At 54.9% G+C, this 17983-nt stretch carries 13 protein-coding genes; 12 read left to right on the forward strand and 1 reads right to left on the reverse strand.

Going from position 1 to position 17983, the window contains the following annotated elements; all coding sequences use genetic code 11:
* Positions 1 to 21: 21 nt before the first annotated feature.
* Entirely contained in the window at positions 22 to 591 is a 570-nt protein-coding gene (locus tag CU102_RS10680) for a MarR family transcriptional regulator (RefSeq protein ID WP_106711300.1), read from the reverse strand.
* 256 nt (positions 592 to 847) lie between these two features.
* On the opposite strand from CU102_RS10680, the gene CU102_RS10685 reads away from it, so the two are divergent.
* From CU102_RS10685 to CU102_RS10740, 12 genes are all read left to right on the forward strand, one after another.
* Positions 848 to 2560 carry a type I secretion system permease/ATPase gene (locus CU102_RS10685; RefSeq protein ID WP_245425293.1) on the forward strand — a complete coding sequence of 571 codons (1713 nt, stop codon included), beginning with the start codon at positions 848 to 850 and terminating at the stop codon, positions 2558 to 2560.
* Positions 2557 to 3975 (forward strand): HlyD family type I secretion periplasmic adaptor subunit, encoded by a 1419-nt coding sequence (locus tag CU102_RS10690; protein ID WP_106711091.1) that lies wholly within the window; start codon positions 2557 to 2559, stop codon positions 3973 to 3975. Before CU102_RS10685 ends, CU102_RS10690 begins: the two co-directional genes overlap by 4 nt.
* A gap of 294 nt (positions 3976 to 4269) precedes the next feature.
* Entirely contained in the window at positions 4270 to 4929 is a 660-nt protein-coding gene (locus CU102_RS10695) for a calcium-binding protein (RefSeq protein ID WP_106711301.1), read from the forward strand.
* Between the two features lie 71 nt (positions 4930 to 5000).
* Positions 5001 to 7262, forward strand: coding sequence for a glycosyltransferase family 2 protein (locus CU102_RS10700; RefSeq protein ID WP_106711092.1), 2262 nt, complete (start codon positions 5001 to 5003; stop codon positions 7260 to 7262).
* Complete coding sequence (locus CU102_RS10705) at positions 7259 to 8101, forward strand: class I SAM-dependent methyltransferase (protein WP_245425294.1); 843 nt, start codon at positions 7259 to 7261, stop codon at positions 8099 to 8101. The genes CU102_RS10700 and CU102_RS10705 overlap by 4 nt, the downstream gene beginning before the upstream one ends.
* On the forward strand, positions 8101 to 9363 hold the full coding sequence (locus CU102_RS10710) for a glycosyltransferase family 4 protein (protein WP_106711093.1): 1263 nt from the start codon (positions 8101 to 8103) through the stop codon (positions 9361 to 9363). The genes CU102_RS10705 and CU102_RS10710 overlap by 1 nt, the downstream gene beginning before the upstream one ends.
* A 10-nt stretch (positions 9364 to 9373) precedes the next feature.
* Positions 9374 to 10147, forward strand: coding sequence for a hypothetical protein (locus CU102_RS10715; protein ID WP_106711303.1), 774 nt, complete (start codon positions 9374 to 9376; stop codon positions 10145 to 10147).
* Positions 10148 to 10165: 18 nt separating this feature from the next.
* Positions 10166 to 12406, forward strand: coding sequence for a hypothetical protein (locus CU102_RS10720; protein ID WP_106711094.1), 2241 nt, complete (start codon positions 10166 to 10168; stop codon positions 12404 to 12406).
* The gene (locus CU102_RS10725; protein ID WP_106711095.1) at positions 12403 to 13728 is read left to right on the forward strand and encodes a glycosyltransferase family 4 protein; all 1326 of its coding nucleotides are present in this window, start codon (positions 12403 to 12405) and stop codon (positions 13726 to 13728) included. The genes CU102_RS10720 and CU102_RS10725 overlap by 4 nt, the downstream gene beginning before the upstream one ends.
* Before the next feature lie 39 nt (positions 13729 to 13767).
* Positions 13768 to 14955 carry a polysaccharide pyruvyl transferase family protein gene (locus CU102_RS10730; protein ID WP_106711096.1) on the forward strand — a complete coding sequence of 396 codons (1188 nt, stop codon included), beginning with the start codon at positions 13768 to 13770 and terminating at the stop codon, positions 14953 to 14955.
* A 136-nt stretch (positions 14956 to 15091) separates the two neighbouring features.
* Positions 15092 to 16108, forward strand: coding sequence for a UDP-glucose 4-epimerase GalE (galE, locus tag CU102_RS10735; RefSeq protein WP_106711097.1), 1017 nt, complete (start codon positions 15092 to 15094; stop codon positions 16106 to 16108).
* A 343-nt stretch (positions 16109 to 16451) separates the two neighbouring features.
* Positions 16452 to 17978 carry a DUF6212 domain-containing protein gene (locus CU102_RS10740; RefSeq protein WP_106711098.1) on the forward strand — a complete coding sequence of 509 codons (1527 nt, stop codon included), beginning with the start codon at positions 16452 to 16454 and terminating at the stop codon, positions 17976 to 17978.
* The last annotated feature ends 5 nt before the right edge of the window (positions 17979 to 17983 follow it).

The raw sequence follows: 17983 nt of genomic DNA on the forward strand, positions 1-17983 counted from the left end.
ACAACACACGTCACGTCGGGATCAGATGCCGTAGCGAGCGGCATTGCCCCAAACCAGTTCGAGTCTGTGCAAGGTCTGGAAAGCGATTTCGAGATTCCGGAGGTCATCGGCATCCCTGGCGAGTACGCGGTTGTACGCTCCGCCTGCGTTGCGCAAATTAGCACAAAGCTGCTCCCCTTTCTCTGTCAGCCGGATTCGGGCAGACCGTTTGTCACGCTGGGATGCCACCCTGTCAATGTATCCCCCATCGGCAAGCTGTTTCAGATAATAGGAAATATTTGAACCGACATAATGACCCCGGTCCAGCAGTTCCCCGACTGAAAGTTCAACGTCACCGATGGCCATCAAAACCATCGCCTGGGCTGGACCAACGTCCTCAATCCCAAGCTTCGTCATCTCTGTTCTCAACAAACTGGCGAAGCGGCGATTCACCCGCTCTATCATTCTCGCCAGCTCGAAGTGCGTTACCACAACCGTATGAACTGGGTGTCTATGTCCCTGTTTTTCTGCGGTAATTTCAGGGAAATCGGCGGCTTCATAGCCGTCAATAGATGTTTCGACTTCCACTCCTTCGCGTAGAAGTTTTTGTATCATCTTGGTCTCCATGGTCAATTTTACTTCAAAATTTGAAGTAAGTTACGAATATATTTTCGTTCCTCCTTCATCTTTTTCCCCACCGAATGAACTTTTTTCTGTCACATTCTACACGGTATTACTTTACTAGTCTGTGGCCCTAGACCATGGTCGTATGGCTAACCGGCAGCTGTGTCATTTCCAAGGCAGATAACACATGACTGATACTCGTCAAATCAATGCAAATGGCAAGAGCAATGTTGGAAAAAAATCGATGACGTCTACCGTACCGACGCCTGAAACGCTGATTTTCCGGGCCCGCCGGGTGTTTTTGGCAGGCCTACTCTATGCCGTATTGCTGAGTGCGTGCATCAGCCTCCTGCAACTCACCGTACCCCTGTATATGTTGCAGGTCCATGACAGGGTGTTGAATAGCCGTAGCACCGACACGCTGCTCATGTTGACGATGCTGGCTGTCGGCGCTCTCGTCGTTTTTGGCGTTCTCGAGTTCATTCGCGCCTTGTCGTTTCAGGCGATGGGCAGTGCGCTTGTTCGCCGGCTTAACCTTCCCGTGCTGACCGCTGCAGTCCAGGCATCGGTCGACCAAGGCCTTCCAAAGGCGACGCAATCGTTGCGCGACCTGTCCGAATTGCGGACCTTCCTGACGTCCTCGGCGGTAAGCGCGCCGCTTGATGCTGCATGGTCACCAATTTTCCTTACGGTGCTATTCCTGATGCACCCGGTCCTTGGAATTATCGGTGTTATCGCTGTGATTGTACTCGTGTGCTGTGGCGTGATTACCGACCTTATGACTCGCAGCCTGCTCAAGGATGCCAATCAGGCGAACATCGAGGCCATATCGAAAATCGGTTCCACATTTCGCCATGCCGAAGCAATCGAGGCCATGGGCATGCTGCCGGCCTTGGCCAGGCGCTGGCGCGGGTTGCAATTGAATGCGCTTGACCTGCTCGACCTTGGCGGCAGCAGAAGTCGCGCCATGACAGCCATTGCCCGCACACTGCGGTTTATGGTTCAGGTCGCATCGCTTGGCGCCGGAACCCTTCTGGCCATGGAGCAGGAAATCACACCGGGCGCGATGATCGCGACAAGTATCATCATTGGCCGATTGTTGATGCCCTTTGACCACATCGTCGAAACCTGGCGTCAATGGGTACTGGCGATTGGCAATTGGCAGCGAATTCAGGCGCTCCTCGCGCAAAACCTCGCTGTTCGGCAAACGATGCCGACCCCCAGGCCACATGGCGATTTGATTGTCGACCGGCTGGTTTATGCTGCTCCGGGCGTCGAAATGCCGATCATCAAGGGCATCTCATTCGCCTTGTCACCCGGTGAAGTGCTCGGAGTTGTTGGCCCTTCCGCTGCCGGCAAATCGACATTGGCGCGATTGATGATCGGCATCGTCAAACCAACGTCCGGCGGCGTTTTCCTTGATGGGAACAATGTTTACCTCTGGGAACGAGGTTCCTTCGGTGAGATTGCTGGCTATTTACCGCAATCGGTCGCGCTTCTCGAAGGCACCATCAAGGATAACATCGCCCGCATGGGAGACAGTGACCCCCACCGCGTTCTTGAGGCGGCACGACTTGCCGACGTTCATGAAATGATTGGGCGCTTGCCTCTGGGGTACGACACACCGGTGGGTGATGGGAAGTTGACCCTTTCCGGTGGCCAGCGCCAGCGCATCGGTCTTGCGCGTTGCCTTTACAATCGCCCGCGCCTCATCGTTCTCGACGAACCTAACGCCAACCTCGATGCAGTCGGCGAGCGCGCGTTGATGCGTGCCATCGAACAGGCCCGGGATGATGGGGCAATTGTTATTATGATTGCCCACCGTCCGACAATCATGCAGGTGGCTGACAAGCTGCTTGTCCTCGAGAATGGCCGTATTACCCAGTTTGGTCCGCGAACCGACGTGGTCGCGTCCATCACCCCAACTGGCCCGAAAATGGGAGCAGCAGGATCATGACCGGCAAAACCAATTTGCCAAAACGCGTCACGCAACTTTTGACGCCACGCGCAACATCGATGGGTGAACACCTGCCGACCAAGTTTGGAACGGTCCGTCCCGAATGGGTCACTGATCTTGAGCGGGAGGATCAGCGTTCTCCGCTACGGCGACTGATAATTGCCGGCATAACGACAATTGGGGTGGCATTTGGCGGATTTTTCGGCTGGGCATATTCCGCGGAGCTTGGAAGTGCTGCTGTTGCACTGGGTACTGTGATCGTCGATTCGAAGCCCAAGACCGTGAGCCATTTTGAAGGCGGCATCCTCGATCGCCTGCTGGTGCAGGAGGGGGACGAAGTGAAAGCGGGTCAACCAGTTGTTCGGCTGGATGACACACGGGCAAGATCGGAGCTGCAATCCCTGCAGAGCCGCCGGATTGGCCTGATCGCCAAATTGGCGCGCCTGCGCACGGAACAGGCCGGTGACAAGGAAATCAAATTCCCAGATGATTTTGGTGAGCTGGGAAATATTTCCGCTGAAGGAGCAATAAAAGCGGAGCAGATATTCTTTCAGAAGCGCTACACCCAGAAGCTTAGCAAGATTGATATCCAGCAAAAGACTATTGAACAATACACGGAGCAGGCAAAAGCGTCAGAGGCCCAGATTGCGGCAACTGATCGCCAGACTGAGCTGGTGACCGAGCAGCGCGACGCGATCGCAAGTCTTGTCAAAAAGGGCTTTGCGCAAAAGTCGAAGCTGACCGAGCTTGATACAAGGCTCAGTGAACTCGCTGGCGATCGCGGTGAGTATGCCGGCGACAAGGCGAAAGCTGAACAGGCAAAAGCCGGGGCCGAGTTCGCTCTTACAGGTATTGAAAGCGATCAACAGTCGGAGATTGCAGGAGAAATTACGACAGCCCAGGTCGAATTGGCGGACACGGAGGAGCGGATCGTGGCCGCCAAGGATGTGATGAGACGAGTTGAGATACGATCACCGCAGGCCGGTATCGTCGCCAATATTCGCTTGCGCACACCTGGCGGTGTCGTGGCGGCCGGTGAACCTATCCTCGATATCGTCCCCGAGAACGAGCCGATGGTCGTGGAGATGAAGATCAGTCCGCGCGACGTTGACAGTGTGATGGTTGGATCTCCGGCACAAGTTAGGCTCACGGCCTATAATCAGCGGTCGCTAACACCGCTCGATGGCAAGGTCATCTATATCGCAGCGGATCAAGTGCTCGATGAAAAGAACGATACGGCCTATTTCGTCGCGCGTGCGGAAATCGAGCCCAAGGCGCTTGCCTCCAATCCTACGGTAAAACTTTATCCCGGCATGCCGGCGGAAGTGTTGATCGTCCACAAGGCGCGGAAAGCGATCGAGTACATCATGTCCCCGATTTCGGACAGCTTCAATCGTGCGTTTAGAGAAGATTAGGAGGAAAAATCGAACAAACTGGGCATTATACGGTGGTATTTCAAATTTTGAACTAAATTACTTATAATCAATCTATATAAATGAATTATTGTTATTTTAATCATCAATTATATCACGAACATTTAATTGCTGTAATACATTGTTGTAATAAATTGTTACTATGGAATGCCACATTTATATTCTTAGTTTGGGTTGCATTTCGATTTGTTGCAACGCACAATCGTCAGAGCATCGATCGTCGGAGCATTTCCGGCAACTTGTAAACTCATATATGCAGGACAGAAGGAGAAGCAGATGGCCACTTTAGAAGGCGGCGCCTACGACGACGTTTTGTTTGGCTCGCGTTTTGACGATTTCATCCGCGCCAATGGCGGTGATGATGTTGTCTTTGGTGGGAAAGGCGATGACTCGATATTTGGGGATGACGGTAACGACCTGTTGTTCGGCGACAAGGGCGATGATGCCCTGTTCGGCGGTAACGGTTCCGACATTCTCTTCGGGGAACACGGCTCAGATGTGCTGAGCGGTGGTGACGGAAGTGATGTCTTGTTCGGTGGCCAGGGAGAAGATGTTCTCCAGGGCGGTGCTGGATCTGACACCTTGTTCGGTGACGCTGGAAGCGACGTGCTTCTCGGTGGTGCCGGCAATGACCTCCTTTCAGGCGGCGCAGGCGACGACGTGCTCGTTGGCGGTGCCGGCAATGACGTATTCCTGTTCAATGGCGGCGGCGGCAACGACGTCGTGCTTGATTTTACCCCTGGTGAAGACATCCTCCAGATCTCCAGCGGTATCAACGGTCAGGACATTCAATCTGCTGACGACCTGGCATCACGTGTCACGCAGGTTGGCGACAATGTTGTTGTCGATCTCGGACATGGCGATTCCGTCACACTCGTGGGCGTAAGCGCCGACGAGGTCACCAGTAACCCGAGCGACTACTTCGTCGTTCATTGATAGCGAATATGGCGTGCCCTGCCTCTGGCCGGGCACGCTTTTCTTTCCGATGTGAATGAAAGGGTAACGTATTGAGCCTCGACCATTCGACGGATGTTGCAGGCGACACAGAGAGCATTTCGATCTCGCGTCTCTGTGCGGATGTGGCCGTTGTGATTTGGGATCTTCCTGGCGCAACTCGATCCTCGACAAAATGCACGCTGGTAACGCAAGAATTGCCGGTTCCGCTCGTCAGTCTGAGTATTCCTCTGGAAACTGGCGGTCAGCGGGTTCTTTGGGTCATGCGTACCAAGGACAAGCCGATCCATCTCACTCTTTCAGCCGGGGCGCTCGGCCCTACCGAGCAGGTTACGCTTTACCCGGCGGTTGAGCTGGCTTCCTTCGATGTTGACAGCGCCGTCATCAATCTGACAGCGGCGGGACACATCAAGCTGCTTAACAATATTCTGAGTACATGGCGCAGCACGTTTCGCCTGTCGCAGAACCAGATTTTCGCCAGTGTCGCGCGCGAGATCACATTGGCGCTTACGCCCGAGCCGCGCCCGGTCCGCTTTTGTGGCCAGCCGATCGATGGGCAGCACCTCCTTGAAACGGCGATCGATGCAGAGCTCGGCGATGTCACCGCGATCTACGCAATTACGGCCAATTCCGTAACGGTGCTGCCGACTAAATTTGTAATGGGTAACCAACCCAAGAAAGCCTGGCAATCATGCCATTTGCTTGTGGAGTCGGTACGCCCGCTACCCCCATCATTCCACCTTGTCCTCTCCGGCAAGAATGGTATCGCGGTACGACAACTATCCGACAATGGTGGACAGCCTGTCGAATTCCAGAAATGGTGGGGAAAGCGTCAAGGCGACGCGGAACTGCGTGAGTTTCTTGTGCGGCAGTTGGCGCAGGTGCCGGGCGCCGGTATTGCGACAGCCATCGACATGCAGATGCGTGCGCCTCTTACAGCCCGTCAAATTGCGAAGTCTTCCGCGCATCCTGCCGCGGAAATTGATCTGGCGCTGGCGCTTGACGGAGGTCTCCTCGTGGGCGGCTGGACTCATGATCCGTCGGCGATGCTGTCACGAATTGAATACCTTTCCGAAAACGGAAGTGCTTTGCCGCTGCAGCCAAACTTCTACAAGTTTCCCGGCAAAACCGGGGAACGTGAGGATGGGCTTGGCGCCGATGTGACTGGCTTTGCCGCTTGGCTTCCGCAGAGCAAGAACCTTGGGCCACTGCTGCAGCCACGTTTCCAGATGCGGCTGGCATCTGGCGCGACGACAATGCTTGTGCCGCAATTGCAGCCGTTTGAGCCGGCCGCGCAGCGTAATCGCATTCTGCGGGCTGTGCCCCCGCAACATGCACGGCATCAGGTTTTCGAGAGCATACTGGCGCCAGCCTTAAGGGAAGTGGAGCATAAACTCGGTCAAACGGTCAGGATTGCGGACGTCAAGGAATATGGTGCAATGCCAAATTCCCCCTTGGTCTCGATCGTGATTCCGCTTTACCGCAATCTCGATTTTCTGCGTTTTCAGCTTTCCGCAATGGCTACGGATCCATGGCTCGTGGAAAATGCCGAGATCATTTTCGTACTCGATTCTCCTGAAATTCAGGATGATACGGAACATCTGCTTGGCGGCCTGCATATCCTTCATGATCTTCCCATGAAACTGGCAACCATGAACCGTAATAGCGGCTACGCTCGCGCTTGCAACGCTGGTGCTAGTCTCGCCAGCGGCACCGTCCTGGTCATGCTGAATTCTGATGTGGTGCCATGCAGGGCCGGATGGTTGGGCGATTTGATTCGGCCCCTGCTCGAACAGAAAAAGCTGGGCGCAATCGGCCCGAAGCTTCTGTTTGAAGATGGCTCGCTGCAGCATGCCGGGCTGTATTTCGCCCGGGACCAGCGTGGTGTCTGGCTCAATCATCATTTCTACAAGGGAATGCCAGGCGATTATTCGCCGGCTCAGATCACACGCAGTGTCCCCGGAGTGACAGGCGCCTGCCTCGTCACGCGCAAGGATATCTATGATCTCGTTGGCGGCTTTACCGATGATTATGTCATCGGAGACTACGAAGATAGCGATCTGTGCCTCAAAATCCGCCAGATTGGATTCCAGATTGCCTATGAACCGAGTGTATCACTCTATCACTTTGAACGGCGGTCGATCCGCCGTAGCGCCGACTACATGCGAGGATTGGCGAGCCAGTACAATTCGTGGCTTCATACGAAGCGCTGGAACGACGACATTACCGAATTAATGACGACCTATCTCGACGAAGTGGTGGACGACACCATCGCTCCCTTTGTCGTTGGAAAATCTGAAAGGAGCGCCGCTTGACTGAAATCGTTGCACTCAAGAAAGCTGAACCTGAATTTACCCCGACCTTCAATAATGACCATGTCGAATGGTTGATGGAGGCGGTACAGCGCAATCGGTTCTTGCCCCGGCCCGATCCGGACAGCATTTTTGTAGGTGACGGCAATTTTCAGGCAGTCGGCGCAGAGTTTCTTGGCCATTTCATTCGCAAGGGCGGTGTACAGCCGGAGAGCCGCGTTCTTGATATCGGCTGTGGCATCGGGAGAATGGCCGTCCCACTGACCCAATATCTGGACCCGGCAAAGGGCAGTTATCGCGGCATTGATCCGGTGACCGGTGGTATCAACTGGTGCCAGCAGAAGATCAGCCCTGCATATCCCAACTTTGAGTTTCGTCATCTGGATATTGCCCACTCCCTTTACAATCCGAAGGGTGCCGTCAACGGTCTTGAGCTCAAGTTGCCATTTGAGAGTAGGCAGTTCGATTTCATCATCATGACGTCGGTTGTCACTCATCTGCCGGATGAAGAAGTCAATGCTTACCTGCAAGAGGTGGAGCGTGTTCTTGCGCCGGGCGGGCGCTTGTTCATGACGGCATTTGTCGTTGATAAAACGGCACAGGAGAATGCTTTCAACAAGCGTGATGCCCGCCTCGGGTTTCAGCGCTACGACGAGGGTCCATGCTGGTTCGTTCCGGAATTACCTCCACTGGCGGCCGTAGGATTTGATGACGGGTTCCTGGACAACTCCCTGACACGCGCCGGATTGTCGATCACGACCAAATCACTTGGACACTGGCGCGGCGTTGCATCTGACCACTATCAGGATCTTTTCATCGCCGAGTGCAAGGGGGACACGTGATGGCCACCCGTGTACTCGTTGCCGCTCACAACCACCCTGCCCTGCACCCTGGCGGCACAGAGATTTTTGCCCATGATCTGTTTCGTGCCTACCAGCGGAAGGGATGCGAAGCTCTTTTTCTCGGCGCCACCAATCATATCCATCGCGAGGCGCGGCCAGGAACGAGTTTTCAGAGCATCGGCACAAATGGCGATGAAATTTTGCTTTGGTCTGGTCATTTCGACCGCTTCTTCATGAGTCAGGTCGACCTTTACGGGATCGTACCGGACATTGTCGAATTGTTACGCGATTTCCGGCCAGATATTGTCCATCTGCACCATTTGCTGCTTTTGGGCGCCGAGTTTCCCCATATCGTGCGCCGCACCCTGCCCGAATGCAGGATTGTCATGACTTTGCACGACTATTACCCCATCTGTCATCACGATGGATTGATGGTACGCACTGCAAACAAGGAATTGTGCCACGGTGCCAGCCCGGATCGATGCCACGCTTGTTTCAAGGACATCGCGCTTGACAAATTTGTCCTGCGCGAACGCCATCTGAAGTCCTTGTTGAGCACGGTGGATGGGTTCGTTTCGCCGAGTGAATTCCTGAAGCAACGCTATGTTGATTGGGGCCTTCCGGAGCAGTTGATCAACGTTATTCCTAACGGACAACCCTCGCGGGCGTTAGCGAAGAAACCAGAGAGCCCAACGCGCAAGCGACCAGTCTTTGGTTATTTTGGTAACCTGAACCCCTGGAAGGGTACGAAGGTCTTGCTTGAAGCGGCGAAGCAGCTCATTTCGGAAGGCGCCGATTTCGAATTGCGTGTCCATGGCGCTGCTCCGTTCCAGAGCGAGAGTTTCATTGCCGATATTGATCGTCTTTTCGCCGAGACGTCGCCCAATGTGCAACGGCGTGGCGCGTACCGCCGGGAAGACATTGCGGAACTGATCGCAACGGTTGATTGTGCGATCATGCCTTCGATCTGGTGGGAAAACGCACCCTTGGTCATCCAGGAGGCGCAGGGACAAAACTGTCCGGTGATAACCAGTAACATTGGCGGCATGGCTGAGATGATCGAAAATGGCGTCAACGGGCTTACTGTTCCGCCAAATGATCCGCTGGCACTGGCGGCTGCCATGCGGCGTATCGCCGAGGATCCTGAATTGCGTCAGATTCTTTCACTTGGGGCCCGCCACCCCGATACCATCGACACGACTGCGGAGCGATATCTCGATCTGATCGAGACGCTACGCCCGCTGCGTGTTGAAGCAGCCTGAGAGGTACATGATGTCTATCGTGACAAACGTGTCGGCACAGGCGCCATCCAAGCCGAGTGCCATCCCTGAGCAAGACAATTCCAAGTCCAACAAGGCTGAGCCAATGAAAGGCCGCGTCGATGCCATCGATGACGGCCGGCTTTTCGGTTGGGCCTTCGATCCCGCTGCTCCGAACATGAGGCTGACCATCCGCGTGCTTCTGGATGGAAAGCCGATAGCGGAAGCAATAGCGGACAAGGAGCGGCCTGATCTGAAACGTAGCGGTATCGGCGACGGTGGGCACGCATTTGATGTCATGCTGCCGCAATTCGCTACGATCCGTGCCGGTGAACTGGTCGTCATTGCAATCAATGGTGCAGGCGTAGAGCAAAGCTTGCGCGTTCCGAAGCCCGACGAACAGGCGGCCGAAGCACTCATAGCCGCTCCCATGACGCGGATTCTCGACAAGCTTGATATGTTGATGGCCGCTCAACGGCAACTGCAGGTCAACCAGCGGTCGCTACAAAGGCCTGCGCCCGTCATCGACGCAGCCGGCAACGGGCCTGCCGTTGATCTGGTTGATATCAGTGGTTCGATCGAGGGCTTGCGTGGAGACGTCAATCAGCGTCTGACTGAGCTTGATGTTCATCTCATGCGCCTCGATGGCGTTGTGGCCGGGTTGGAGAAGCGCATAGAGGTTTTTCAGAAGCGGTCCAGCGGCGATATCAAGCCATTGTTCCTGTTGTTGTTTGTTCTGGTTGGCTTTGCCGCCGGAGCGCTCGTTTCAATATCGCTCCTTCCGTGAGTTCATGGAGCGACCTAGATGCTTCGAGACGAAAAAGACGTGCTGCCAGTGACGCGAACCGGTAAACCGCCCGAACGCCATCCAATGGTGATGGAAGGCGAGATGGTGGTTGGCTGTCCTGTCGACGACACCCTTGTCCTCGCCCTGGGCATCGGAAGCATGACATCCGAACAGATCGCAGCGTTCCTCAATGGCGATCCGGCCATGAGTATAAAGGTGACGCTTGTCACTTGGCCCCTCAAGGAACCCTCGCCCGCTGGTACGCACGGCTTCGTGGCGATCGTCCCCACCAACATCCTGCGCCGAGGCTCGCTGAAGACGATAATGTTCCAGCACAAGGCCAAGGCGATGCGTTACGCGTTTGCCAGTCGCGCCGCTTCGACAGGCGATCTGATCGCGATGATCACCGATCTTGCCGGGTCCAATTTGCCGTCCGTTATCGATGGTCTGGTGGAAGGGCTGATTTCAGGACCGATTGGCCGCAAAAAACTCTCAGCAATCACAGTGCTGTTGCAGGCGGGTGCTCGGTCCGATGGCTGCATCGAGCTGATTGGCGGAAGCGATGAAGGTGAGATTTTCGTCCAGGGTTGGGCGCAGGATCTGACGCCCTCAGTCACGCGGCTGTTGATCAGCGGCCGGACCCCTTCCCTTGCTGAATGCGCGATCAGCGTCTTTGCAAGACCCGATCTGAATGAGCAATCGTCTGGTTTTGCCGGCCTGTTGCTCGCAAATGAACGGGTCGAGCCAAACGACATCGAGCGTCTGTTGTTCCGCGGACGAAGGGGCTGGCGCTTTACTGAAGTCTACGACCGGCGGTTGATGGTGGGTTCACGGGAAACCCCCAGCCATGTAAGGGCAATTTTGCCCAAGGTGCGCAGTTCGACCGAAGTGCTCCTGCGCCTGCGTTCGGCGGCGAACCGGTTTGATGGGACGGAAACGGTCTCGAGCCTGCCGTTCCCCGTGCGCATGGGTATCGACAATGCCTACCGTGTAGAGGGAAGCGGCGTTCTTGTTTCCGGGTGGCTGCTTGATCCTGACAGCCATGTGGAGACCGTGAAGCTCCGCCGCCATCGCGGGGAGACACAATTAGACAGTAACTGGACACGCGTGGATAGGCCGGACGTCACCCGCGAATTTGACAATCAGCCACCATTCAACGCAGGGCTCGATCCCAATCGGCATGCGCATGGTTTTGTGGCGTTTGCTCCCGAGCTTGAAGGCGACAGCACCGCGCCGTTTTATCTGGAACTCACCTTGAGCGACGCACGGCGTGCCTTCATGCCGCTGACGCCGACCAGGATCACGTCGCGTGATGCAGTGGTTCGACAAATTCGCGCTATTGATCCAAACGCTTGGGCACTCCGTCACATTGTCGACCAGCAACTTGTGCCGCTGTTGCGTGGCGTCAGCCGGCCAGCGCCTGAGATATTTGGCGTTGTGGATTTGGGTGCGTTTGAGGAAGCCACCGGCCCCGCGCTCATAATCGGCGTCGATGAGCGCGTCGAAGAGATCGCTCCGCTCCTTGCCTTGCTCGCGCTTGATCCTGAAACCCGCGTTGCCCCGATCGTCATTGCTGCGTCAACGGAGATAATCGACCGCATAGGTGTACAGGTGCGCAGGCTGGCCGATTTCTACGGTCTGCGCTTGCGCCTAGTTTCAGCAAGTGGTTCGGAAGATCTTTATGACGCGTTGGAGGTGGGCGCTCGCGCCGTTTCGACAGACTGTGTTGTGTTCCTTGCGGCGTCGCTTCTGCCCCGGAGCGCAGGTTGGTTCCATAAATTGCTTGCTGCCTACGATGCGCGTAAGGACTGTGTATTGTCGCCTACTCTTGCGTATGAAGATGACTCAATCCGGTGGGCTGGTACGTGGGTCGCGGGTGCGCAATCCGATCGCGCCTTGATCAGCCGTTATGCCGGCTATCCCATCGATGCCGTTACGGGCATGGGAACGACGGAAGTCGCAACAGCGACGTTTGAATGTTGTGTTCTGCCAAGGAACGCGTTGTTCTCAGTCAACGGGTTCACGCGCGGATATCTTGGCACGCACGAAAAGGGTCTCGATCTAGGCTTGAAGCTCAAGCAGTCGGGCCTCAAGTCCTATTGGCTGCCCTCAGCCCAAATGCTGGGTTCCGACGATATTTCAGTTTCCGACAAGGCATCGACGATCGCCCTCATTGAAGGAATCGACCGCCAGGTGTTCGATGCAAGGTGGGCAAACATTCTCACACAAGCGCGCCCAGCGCCGGAGGTACCGGCATGACAGAACAGCTTCGGGTTCTGGTGATTTCGCATGCCCATCCGAGCATTTCGCTCGGCGGCGGTGAGATCGCATCATACAATCTGCACAAGGGGCTGAATACGCTGCCTGGCGTACAATCCGTGTACCTCGCTCGGGCGGGACATCCAATTCCGCGCCACGGCACAACGGCACTAATGAGTTTGCGACGCAGTAGCGATGAGATCCTCTTTCATGCGGATGATTACGATCATTTCTATTTATCCAACAAGAATACGGATGAAATCCGTCGTGATCTGTTGCGGTTTGTCGGGGATTTCAATCCGCATGTTGTCCACTTCCACCATGTACTTGGCCTTGGCCTTGAGACGCTCTACGCCATTCGTGAAGCGCTACCGGACACAGCTATCCTTGTGACGTTCCATGAGTATTTATCAATCTGCAACAATGACGGTCAAATGGTGAAAGCGGGCACTGCAAAGCTCTGCAATGAGGCATCACCAATCGATTGCCATGCGTGCTTCCCTGATATCCCGCCGGCACGCTTCCTTAAGCGGGAGCGGTTTGTCCGCGGTATGCTCGAACTTGCTGACGCCTTCGTTGCGCCAAGTGTGTTCCTGGCGAGGAAATATGCAGAATGGGGTCTCGATCCGAACAAGCTTAGCGTGATGGAGAATGGAATCGCCATTGAGAGCGTGACGCCCCCGCGCGAACTTACAGGGCCCAAGCCGCGTCGCAATCGCTTCGCGTATTTTGGGCAGATAACGCCCTACAAGGGAATCGATGTCCTGATTGACGCGGTGTCGCGAGTACCGGAGGAAACATGGGGCGAGGATTCCCGCCTGATGATTTTCGGAGGGAATCTCGAAAAACAACCGCGTGAATTTCAAGAACGCATGGAGAAGTTGATCGAGGAAGCCGGTACGCGCGTAAGGTTCTACGGCGCTTATCAAAACACGGAAATGCCCCGTCTGATGCAATCAGTCGATTGGGTGGTGATGCCTTCGATTTGGTGGGAGAACTCGCCTATTGTGATTCAGGAGGCACTGCACCATCGCCGGCCCATCATCTGTTCCAACATTGGCGGAATGGCGGAAAAGGTCCGCGATGGCCAGGACGGACTACATTTCCGCGTACGCAGTGCCGAAGATCTCGCGGATCGTTTTACGGAAGTCCTGAGCGATCCCCTTATCTGGGATCGGCTGCATAACGACATCCGCCAGCCAACAAATTATATCGACTGCGCTGAGGAGCACCTCGCGCTGTATAGCGACGTGCTCAAAGCCAGGCGCCAGCCACTCAACATCGCCGCGAGAACCGACGTCGTTCTTTCGCAAGCAAGCTGATCGTTTGTCAGCCTCTACCGCCAAAAGAAGGAAGACCTCATGGCACGTGTACTCGTAATGATCCCATCTGGCGAGGTTTACGACCACGACTGCGTTCGCTGGTACCAATACGGCAATGTGCAGGGGAATATTGATCATTATCATAATATTGGGGACGCTTTCGTTTTCGACTCGTCCTTGAAATTGATGAATTACGACAAGCTGTCGGATTTGCCCATCATGAACCCGAAGATGGAGCATATCGATCGCCTGCGCGAGGAATATGATTATGTGATCTTGCGTGGCTCCAACTATGTGCACCAACACATGGACTGGACCGATGCCGTGCCAGTTCTCAAGCGACTTGGTCTGCCGGTCGTCGCTTTCGGCATTGGAGCCCAGGCCCCAGTAAAAGGTCAGATCGAACTATCGGATGCAACCAAAGCCGTGCTCCGCGTCATGGCGGATTCTACCGTTTCTGTTGGCGTACGCGGGGCCTATTCGGCCCAGGTTCTCAACGATATTGGCATTCAGAATGTTCGTATTATCGGCTGTCCAACTGCCTTCCGCCGCAACGACCCGAGTATGAAAATAGCGCTCCCCGCACTGGATGACGTACGCAAAGTGGGGGTCACAGTTCGCCGGGAAGTGTCGCCGACCTACGCGCAGAACATCGAGCGCTATCTCACGTCTCAACGCGACCTCATCAAGAGCATGGCGAGCCGCTTTGACGCGACTCTCATGGCTCAGGGCGAAGTCGAAGAAAAGAAATTGGTCTTTGGCACAGAGCAGCAAAAGGAAGAAGCGATTGCAGCACTGAAGGCAAACCAGTGGGCCTCGGACTGGTTCCTCGACGAGACGGTCGAAAAACTCTATCGTGAACGTCTCTTCTACTCCGACGTCGTTGCTGATTATGAAAACCTGGTCAAATCCAAGGATTTGGTTCTCGGCTACCGGCTGCACGGCAATCTGATGGCGCTGGCGAATGGGGTACCATCGATCTATTTCACTTACGACAGCCGCACTGCCGAGTTTGCCGAGACCTATCAGATTCCCAGTTTCGATGTTTTTGGCGACAAGGTCTTCAGGCTGGAAGATTACTGGGATCAATCGTTGTTCGATAAATACAATAGCGCTTGGTCCGAGACCTATGGAGAGATGCACCGGTTCCTTACAGAAAACGGAGTCGATCACAAAATGGTTGAAGGCCGGCAGCGCGATTCGGATTCGGTGCGCCGGGTTGCTTAGACCGGATGTCTGACCGACGCTAAGATTTTCATGGGAGGAGTACAACACGACCGGGAGGGAATAAGCAAAATTCTTTAATTGGCAAAGGCCGTCTTCTTACAAACAATCCCCCAAACAGCGTTGCAGGAGTTTCCCCATGACCGTTCTTGTTACAGGTGGCGCAGGTTATATAGGCAGCCACATGGTTCTCGCATTGAAAGACGCCGGCAGATCCGTTGTCGTCCTTGATGATCTGAGCTGCGGTTTCGCTTGGCTGGTGCCAGATGATGTTCCTTTTGTGCAGGGCGACATTGGTGATCAGGGCTTGGTGCGCGACTTGATCCGCAGGCACAATATCACAGCAATCCTGCACTTTGCCGGCTCAATCGTGGTGCCGGATTCCGTGCGCGATCCGCTCTTCTATTATCGAAACAACACTGTGCAATCGCGAGCACTGATTGAGGCAGCCGTTGCCGAAGGAATAAAGCATTTCATTTTCTCCTCGACGGCAGCGGTCTACGGCGAACCGGAACGGACGCCAATCACGGAAGATATGCCTCACCAGCCGATCTCGCCTTATGGTACATCCAAACTGATGACGGAGTGGATGCTGCGCGACGCCGCCATTGCCCATTCGGACTTCAACTATGTTGCGCTCCGTTATTTCAATGTAGCCGGCGCCGATCCGCAATTGCGTTCCGGTCAGTCGTTTCCGCGCGCAACTCATCTGATCAAGATCGCCAGCCAGGCGGCGACGGGCGAGCGCTCGCACATCGAGGTCTACGGTACTGATTATCCAACAGCCGATGGAACCTGTATTCGAGACTACATCCATGTCAGCGATCTTGCTCAGGCGCATCTTTGTGCACTGAACTACCTCGAAGCCGGCGGCAAGAGTACAGCCGCCAATTGCGGATATGGTTACGGATATTCGGTGCTCGAGATCATCGATGCGGTCAAGCGGGTGTCCGGAGTTGACTTCCCGGTTCGCACAGCACCACGCCGCGCTGGCGATCCGGCTATCCTGGTGGCCGGAAATGAACGTGTCCGGAATCAATTTGGCTTTGTTCCAAGACGAGCCGATCTCGATCTGATCGTCGGGGATGCGTTGGCGTGGGAGCGTCAGCTGATCGACAAGCGTAACGACGAACCCGAAGAACGTATTGCTGTCTGATTGGCTGATTGTCAGGGTGAGCAAATGATCTTTCGGTCTTGCCCCCTATTCGCGCAATATCCCGCTGTGTTTGCGATATCGCCGCCGCAGCGGGTGTTCGCGCGCCCATTTCTCAGTCAAATTTCAAGTGCAGAATTTACTTCAAATATTGAAGTAAATTACACGTAAACTATTTTTAAGTTGTATCAAGAATAAAACCATATTCTGAATAGAATATCATCAAATGGTCAAAATGTTTTTCTATTGCACTGCAATATAATTGTTTGACAAGCTTCATGAAGTCGCCATTATATTTGGATAGAAATGCGGTTTGGCACCAATGGATTGGGCAGGGATGTAGGAAATGACGGTTCAGACTTCGTATAAGCTCTCACCAGCTGCGAAATCTCTAAGAGAAATTGATCTATTGAAGGAACCGGTCCTGCTTCGCATGGGAATAGACCATGATGAACTTCCTCAGGACCTGTCGAAAGCGGTCAAGATATTGGGTTTCGAAGGTGTCAAGGACGATGCCGCTATGCTGTCCGATAACTCTGGCAAAAAATTCGAACTTCACGAAGCACCGTTATGCACGCTCGCCATTATCATCAATCCCGCGCATCGGGGCCGCGAAAAGCGTCTTCTCGACTGGTTGCGTGATCGGGGCGTCGTGGATGAGCCGCCAGTCCTTGAGTGGCAAGCAGGCAAGGAGGTCGCAACGACAGCGGTCATTATCCAGAAGCTTGCCGGCTTATTAGTGTCCGACGCCCGGAAAATCGTTCAGTCAAATCGCGAACTACTCGCCCTGCGAACCTTGAATGACAACCTGCAAAACCGTTTTGCTACGATCGAAAGCTTTGTCGACAGACAGGGTTTGCAGCCGTTTGACCTGGCTTTCTCGAACGAGCCCGTCAGCAGTTCGTCGCGCTCCAATGTGCTGGCTGACGCTTCTTTCGAGGGTGTCTCACAAATTCTTCCCGTTGCCAGTGCAGGGGTGAGCGCGATTGCAATCCATTTTGAACGCTTGGCCCGCCGTGATGACGCCACGCTCCACGCTCAACTGGTGACACTTGAGGACAGACAGGTCGTTGAAAGCTGGGTTGTTCCACTTTCGCGGCTTCATCAGGGATGGAACTATCTGGGTTTGTCGCGCACGCTTGCCGGTCTCCGGCGGACGTTGAGCCTGCAACTGCACATCGAGGGTGTGGACGATGAAATGCCCCTGCTCTCGCTTGGCGGGCTCCAGCCTCTGGAGATGTTCCAGGTCCAGGATGCAGCGAACAACACGCCGTTGTTGAAGAACAGTTTAGCGCTGCAGGTCTGGTGCGGCATGCCCGGTGTGCTGCTTCCGAGTTGGGCGAACTATTTGCCGTCTCAATCTCGCCAGACAAGCGATGGCGGATTCCGGGAGATGCCGATAGCGATAGGCATTCTTGACCTCGCAGCGTTGGCCAATACAGAGGAAATTTCGTTCGAGTTCGCTGCAATCCTGCCATTACCGGAGGAAAGGGCCATCGGTTGTCATCCCCCGGCGACCGGTATCACGATCGGCCGGCTTCCAGCTGCATGCCCGCCCAAGATTCTGCGCATCTCATCAACTGCGATCATCGACAACGATGAGTCCCAGGATGTCGATTTCGCACTTGTCATTGCAGGTGACCTCGATAGTGCCCGGCAACTCTTCAGCGAAGCGCGCCCTGCAGGCGCAGGCGAGGCATTCTCTGGTTGGACAAGCGTTTCTCATGGCGAGGAACCGCGTCTTAACGCCTTCATCACGGAACAGGTTGGCGTCTGGCAGAATATCTATTTTGCGACTCGGATGAAAAATCCGGGTGACAACAGTTTCGCCTGGGCCAAATTCCGCGACATCAGCCTCATGGTCAACGGGTAACGTCT

This window comes from Phyllobacterium brassicacearum, from assembly GCF_003010955.1.
In the GTDB taxonomy this organism is placed as follows: Bacteria; Pseudomonadota; Alphaproteobacteria; order Rhizobiales; family Rhizobiaceae; genus Phyllobacterium; species Phyllobacterium brassicacearum.

Coding starts and splice junctions, on each gene's coding strand:
- CU102_RS10685 (WP_245425293.1), top strand. CDS start 848: ATGACGTCTACCGTACCGACGCCTGAAACGCTGATTTTCCGGGCCCGC.
- CU102_RS10690 (WP_106711091.1), top strand. CDS start 2,557: ATGACCGGCAAAACCAATTTGCCAAAACGCGTCACGCAACTTTTGACG.
- CU102_RS10695 (WP_106711301.1), top strand. CDS start 4,270: ATGGCCACTTTAGAAGGCGGCGCCTACGACGACGTTTTGTTTGGCTCG.
- CU102_RS10710 (WP_106711093.1), top strand. CDS start 8,101: ATGGCCACCCGTGTACTCGTTGCCGCTCACAACCACCCTGCCCTGCAC.
- CU102_RS10715 (WP_106711303.1), top strand. CDS start 9,374: ATGTCTATCGTGACAAACGTGTCGGCACAGGCGCCATCCAAGCCGAGT.
- CU102_RS10720 (WP_106711094.1), top strand. CDS start 10,166: ATGCTTCGAGACGAAAAAGACGTGCTGCCAGTGACGCGAACCGGTAAA.
- CU102_RS10725 (WP_106711095.1), top strand. CDS start 12,403: ATGACAGAACAGCTTCGGGTTCTGGTGATTTCGCATGCCCATCCGAGC.
- CU102_RS10730 (WP_106711096.1), top strand. CDS start 13,768: ATGGCACGTGTACTCGTAATGATCCCATCTGGCGAGGTTTACGACCAC.
- galE (WP_106711097.1), top strand. CDS start 15,092: ATGACCGTTCTTGTTACAGGTGGCGCAGGTTATATAGGCAGCCACATG.
- CU102_RS10740 (WP_106711098.1), top strand. CDS start 16,452: ATGACGGTTCAGACTTCGTATAAGCTCTCACCAGCTGCGAAATCTCTA.